The organism is Actinomadura bangladeshensis (assembly GCF_004348335.1).
Lineage (GTDB): Bacteria > Actinomycetota > Actinomycetes > Streptosporangiales > Streptosporangiaceae > Spirillospora > Spirillospora bangladeshensis.
This window is the reverse complement of the sequence record NZ_SMJW01000385.1, coordinates 1-5,254: the sequence shown is the minus strand read 5'-3', so window position 1 is coordinate 5,254 and position 5,254 is coordinate 1. Positions and strand designations below refer to the sequence as shown.

General features: G+C 70.8%; 5 protein-coding genes. All 5 read right to left on the bottom strand.

From position 1 onward, the window contains the following. Positions 1–51: 51 nt before the first annotated feature. Genes E1284_RS38195 through E1284_RS38175 form a run of 5 tightly spaced genes read right to left on the bottom strand, consistent with a single transcriptional unit; the run spans position 52 to position 5,058 of the window. Complete coding sequence (locus E1284_RS38195) at positions 52–1,110, bottom strand: MCE family protein (protein ID WP_131945019.1); 1,059 nt, start codon at positions 1,108–1,110, stop codon at positions 52–54. Next, the gene (locus tag E1284_RS38190; RefSeq protein WP_131945018.1) at positions 1,107–2,384 is read right to left on the bottom strand and encodes an MCE family protein; all 1,278 of its coding nucleotides are present in this window, start codon (positions 2,382–2,384) and stop codon (positions 1,107–1,109) included. The genes E1284_RS38195 and E1284_RS38190 overlap by 4 nt, the downstream gene beginning before the upstream one ends. Position 2,385: 1 nt before the next feature. Then, complete coding sequence (locus E1284_RS38185; protein WP_131945017.1) at positions 2,386–3,222, bottom strand: MlaE family ABC transporter permease; 837 nt, start codon at positions 3,220–3,222, stop codon at positions 2,386–2,388. 1 nt (position 3,223) lies between these two features. Further along, positions 3,224–4,012, bottom strand: a complete 789-nt coding sequence (locus E1284_RS38180; RefSeq protein ID WP_131945016.1) for an MlaE family ABC transporter permease — start codon at positions 4,010–4,012, stop codon at positions 3,224–3,226. Between the two features lie 59 nt (positions 4,013–4,071). Next, complete coding sequence (locus E1284_RS38175; protein WP_131945015.1) at positions 4,072–5,058, bottom strand: ABC transporter ATP-binding protein; 987 nt, start codon at positions 5,056–5,058, stop codon at positions 4,072–4,074. Between the last annotated feature and the right edge of the window lie 196 nt (positions 5,059–5,254).

Genomic DNA, 5,254 nt, shown 5'->3' with positions numbered 1-5,254 from the left:
GTCCGGTCGGGGTCGGTCCGCCCGGCGGCGGAGTCGGCGGGGTCGGGGGCGTCATCCGCGGCACCTCGCGTCCTTGATCGGGATGCCGGCCGGCGGCGGCTGGTGCGACAGGTCCGAGCCCGCGTAGCTGACGCCGATCAACTTCACCTCGCACTGGTAGAAGTTCACCCACGACCCGTAGGAGCCGATGCGGCCGAGCGTCGCCATCTTCTGGGGCGACCGCTGCAGGAACCGCTCGAGCAGCGGCTGGTCGCGGTTGAGGTTGTCGCTGAGCCGGCCGAGCTGGACGATGTCGTCCTTCAGCGGGTCCCGGGTGACCTGGAGCAGCCCGGCCGTCGCGGTGGTCAGGTCGGCGATCGACCCGAGCGCCTCCCCGATCGGCCTGCGGTCGGTCGCGAGGCCGGAGGTGAACCGGCGCAGCGTGGTGACCAGGTCGACGAGCTGCCGGTCACGTCCGTTGATGGTCTGGACGACGCTGTCCAGGTTCTCGATGACCTGGCCGATCACCTTGTCCTTGGCGGCGAGCGTGGTGGTCAGCTGCCCCACGGTGCGCAGCAGGCTCTCGACGGTGCCGCCCTCGCCCTGGAGCACCTTCACGATCGACTCGGAGAGCTTGTTGGCGTCCCCGGGCGACAGCGCCTGCATCAGCGGCTGGAAGCCCTGGAACAGCTGCGTGAGGTTGAGCGTCCCGGCGGTGTGGCCGACCGGGATCGTCCCGCCGGGCTTCAGCACCTGGCCCGGCGAGCCGGTGCCCTGGCCGAGCGCGATGTACCGGCCGCCGACCAGGTTCAGGTACTTCACGGCGGCGGTCGCCGAGGCCGGGATCCGCCGGTCCCGGTCGACGGAGAACTTCACCCGGGCGAGCCGCCGGTCGCTGACCTTGATCTCCTCGACCTGGCCGACCTCGACGCCCGCGATCCGCACCCCGTGCCCCGGATGCAGCCCGGCCACGTCGGTGAACTTGGCGTAGTAGGTGACGCGGTCGCCGCTCGTCGCGCCGGTGATGCTGGACGCCAGCAGGGCCGTCGCCAGCACCGTCACCACGATGAAGACCAGCGAGCTGAAGAGCGGGAAGCCGAGCCCCTTCAGCCCCTGTCCGGTGAGCCTCACTTGACCGTCACCTCCGTGCCCCGGTAGATCGGCCCGACCAGCACGCTGGACCAGTCCGGCAGTTCCTCGGGCACCTCGTCGAGCGACGGCCCGGCCAGCTCGTTGACCAGGTCGTTCTCCGACGCCGAGTTCGCGGGGCCGAGTCCGCCGCCGGCCGCGCCGCCCTTGCCGGGGACCCCGCCCGCGGGCAGCACCCGCACGCCGTTCGCCGTCCCCAGGTACGGGACGCTCGGGCAGTGCGGCCCGTCGCCGCCGTCGTAGCGGGGCGCGTCCTTGCCCGGGATGTAGCGGCCCTTGTTCTCGAGCGGCACGACGACGCCGTGGACGCCGTGCTCGTCGGTGCCCTTCCCGAGGACCTCGTTCATCTTCGGGATGAAGCCGGCGAGGGTGCGGAACGTGCAGGGCGCGGCGGGGGCGTAGCGGCGCATCACCTCCAGGCTCCCGCGGCTCTCGGTCGCGAGCGCGATGATGTTGCCGGAGTTGGCGTCCAGGAAGCGCTGCAGGTCGGCGGACGAGCCCGACACCGCGTCGTACAGCGTCGCGAGCGCGGTGCGCTGCTCGGCGATCGTCCGGCTGGTCGCCGTGAAGTCGGTGAGCGCCTGGATCAGGTCGGGCGCCGCGTCGGACGCGTGCTGGGTGAACTTCGCGAGTTCCTCCAGGTTGCGGGTGAGCGCCGGTACCTCGGGGTTGAGCCTGCGCAGGAACGCGTCGAGCTGCTCGAAGTTGCGGCCGATCTGGTCGCCGCGCCCCTCCAGCGCCCGCGACATGGCGTTCAGCGTCGCCGACAGCTTCGCGGGCTGGAGCGTGTTCAGCAGGTCCATCGTGTGGTTCAGGACCTCCGACAGCTCCACCGCGTTCTGGCTGCGGTCCTCGGAGATCACGTCGCCGTCGGCGATCGGCCGGCCCGCCGACCCCGGCGGCGGGACGAGCGACACGAACCGGGCGCCGAACACCGTCGTCGGCAGCAGCCGCGCCTGGACGTCCGCCGGGATCCGGTCGGTCATCCCCGGTTTCAGCGCCAGTTCCAGCTTCGCGCCGGACCCGTCCGCCTTGATGGAGCGGACCTCGCCGACCACGACGCCGCGGACCTTCACGTCCGCCATCGGGTGCATCTCGTGCCCCGCCGTCGAGGTCCGCAGCGTCACCATCGTCGCGTCGCTGAACTGCTTGTCGTAGATCGCGATCGACAGCCAGATCAGCAGCGCCGGGACGAGCAGGAACGCCACCCCGGTGAGCCGCTGCCCGACCACGTGCCGGGTCCTGCGTTTCGCCATGTCAGCCCGTCACCTTCACCGTCGTCGTGGCACCCCAGATGGCGAGGCTGGCGAAGAAGTCCGTCACGCTGATCAGCACGATCGCGGTGCGGACCGCGCGGCCGACGGCGACGCCCACGCCGGCGGGGCCGCCGACCGCGCGGTAGCCGTAGTAGCAGTGCGCGAGCACCACCATCACGCTGAAGATCAGTACCTTGGCGAACGAGAGCAGCACGTCCTCGGGGGCGAGGAAGATGTTGAAGTAGTGGTCGTAGGTGCCGGCCGACTGCCCGTTGAACCACAGCGTCACCTGTCTGGACGCCAGGTAGGAGCTGAGCAGCCCGATGCCGTACAGCGGAACGATCGCGACCGTGCCCGCGATGATGCGGGTCGTGACGAGGTAGGGCACCGACTGGATGCCCATGCCCTCCAGGGCGTCGATCTCCTCGTTGATCCGCATCGCGCCGAGCTGCGCGGTGAACCCGGCGCCGACCGTGGCCGACAGCGCGAGCCCGGCCACCAGCGGCGCGATCTCGCGGGTGTTGAAGTAGGCCGACACGAACCCGGTGAACGCCGCCGACCCGATCTGGTCGAGCGCGGCGTAGCCGGACAGGCCGACGACGACGCCGGTGAACACCGTCATGCCGATCATCACGCCGACGGTGCCGCCGATGACGGCGAGCGCGCCGCTGCCGAACGCGACCTCGCCGAGCAGCCGCAGCGACTCGCGCAGGTAGCGGCGGAGCGCGCGCGGCGTCCACAGCAGCGACCGGACGTAGAAGCCGAGCTGGTCGCCGGGCTGGTCCAGCCACGAGACGAGCTTCACCGGCCGGAGGCGGCGAGCCCCGGGGACCGCCATGTCACGCTCCCTTCGGGGGGACGACCTGCAGGTAGATGGCGGTCAGCACGAGGTTCACGAAGAACAGCATCAGGAACGTGATGACGACCGACTGGTTGACCGCGTCCCCGACGCCCTTCGGGCCGGAGCTCGGGTTCAGCCCGCGGTAGGCGGCCACGACCCCGGCGATGAACCCGAAGATCAGCGCCTTGAGCTCGCCGATGTAGAGGTCGGGCAGCTGCGCGAGCGCGGAGAACGAGGCGAGGTAGGCGCCGGGCGTCCCGTCCTGCATCGCCACGTTGAAGAAGTAGCCGCCGGCGACGCCGACGACCGAGACCAGGCCGTTCAGCAGCACCGCGACCGCCATGCAGGCGAGGACGCGGGGGACGACGAGGCGCTGGATGGGCGAGACGCCCATCACCTCCATCGCGTCCATCTCCTCGCGGATCGTCCGGGAGCCGAGGTCGGCGCAGATCGCCGACCCGGCCGCGCCGGAGATCAGCAGCGCCACGATCAGCGGGCTCGCCTGCTGCACCACCGCGAGGACGCTGGCGCCGCCGGTGAGCGACTGCGCGCCGAGCTGCTTGGCCAGCGACCCGACCTGGAGCGAGATGACCGCGCCGAACGGGATCGACACGAGCGCCGTCGGCAGGATCGCGACCGAGGCGATGAACCAGAACTGCTGGATCAGCTCGCGGACCTGGAACGGGCGCCGGAACGACAGCGCCAGCACGGTCCCGGCGAGCGCGAACAGCCGTCCGGTCTGGCGCAGCGCGCCGGCGCCGGGGACGGCGGCGTCAGGTGCGGCCACGCGCGTCTCCTTCCGCTCGCTCGGGCACGCGCGCGTCGCCGCGCCGTGCGGTCGGGGCCTCAGTTCGCATCGGCGCTGCCCTCCTGCATGTTCCGGCGGTTGGCGTAGATCGCCTGCTGGGCCTGGTAGGACAGCCGCGGCATCATCGCGTCCACCGCCATCGCGTGCCGCCGCTCGGCCTGCCGGGGCGGTGTGCCGGGGGTCGGGCGCAGCTGCGGCGGGATCTCCAGGGTGCGGTGCGTGCGGGCCGGGGCGGCGGCCTCGGCGGCCAGCAGCGCCGCGTCCTTCTCCTCCGACATGCCGATGGGGCCGTGGGTGTCGCCGTGCAGGAACTGCAGGACGGCCGGCTCCTCGCTGGTCAGCAGCGCCTCGCGCGGGCCGAACGCGACGAGGTCGCGGCGGTACAGCATGCCGATGTTGTCGGGGACGGTCGCGGCGATGTCGATGTTGTGGGTGACGATCAGCATGGTCGCGTCGATCCGCGCGTTGACGTCGATGAGCAGCTGCGAGATGTGCGCGGTGCGGACCGGGTCCAGGCCGGAGTCGGGCTCGTCGCACAGGATGATCTCGGGGTCGAGGACGAGCGCGCGGGCCAGGCCGGCGCGCTTGCGCATGCCGCCGGAGATCTGGCCGGGCAGCTTGCGCTCCTCGCCGCCGAGGCCGACCATCTCCATCCGCTCCAGCACGATCCGCCGGATCTCCGACTCCTTCTTCTTGGTGTGCTCGCGCAGCGGGAACGCGATGTTGTCGAAGAGGGTCAGGGAGCCGAAGAGGGCGCCGTCCTGGAACATCAGCCCGAACCGCTTGCGGGCCTCGAAGACCTCGCGGTCGCGGTCGTTGACCATGTCGATGCCGTCGATCATGACCCGGCCCTCCTCGGGCTTCAGCAGGCCGACCAGCGACTTGAGGAACACCGTCTTGCCGGTCCCGGACGGCCCGAGCAGCACGCTCACCTCGCCCGGGGGGAGGGTGAGGGTGACGTCCCGCCAGATCGTCTGCCGGCCGAATACCTTCGTGAGCCCCTCGACGACGACTTCAATTCCCAACGACACCACGCTCGCAAAAATAAGGAGGTTGCGAGGACGCTACGGCGCAATAGACGCGGCGTTCAATAGCCTGCACGAACTTATTGGCACAATCCGGTAAATGGCGGCCGGAATTTGTCACCGACTTAGTCTTCGATCTCGCCGGATCCGTCGCCGGTGATTACCGGCGGGTAGGATGGCGGGGGGACGCCGGGGG

Coding starts and splice junctions, on each gene's coding strand:
- E1284_RS38190 (WP_131945018.1), bottom strand. CDS start 2,384: ATGGCGAAACGCAGGACCCGGCACGTGGTCGGGCAGCGGCTCACCGGG.
- E1284_RS38185 (WP_131945017.1), bottom strand. CDS start 3,222: ATGGCGGTCCCCGGGGCTCGCCGCCTCCGGCCGGTGAAGCTCGTCTCG.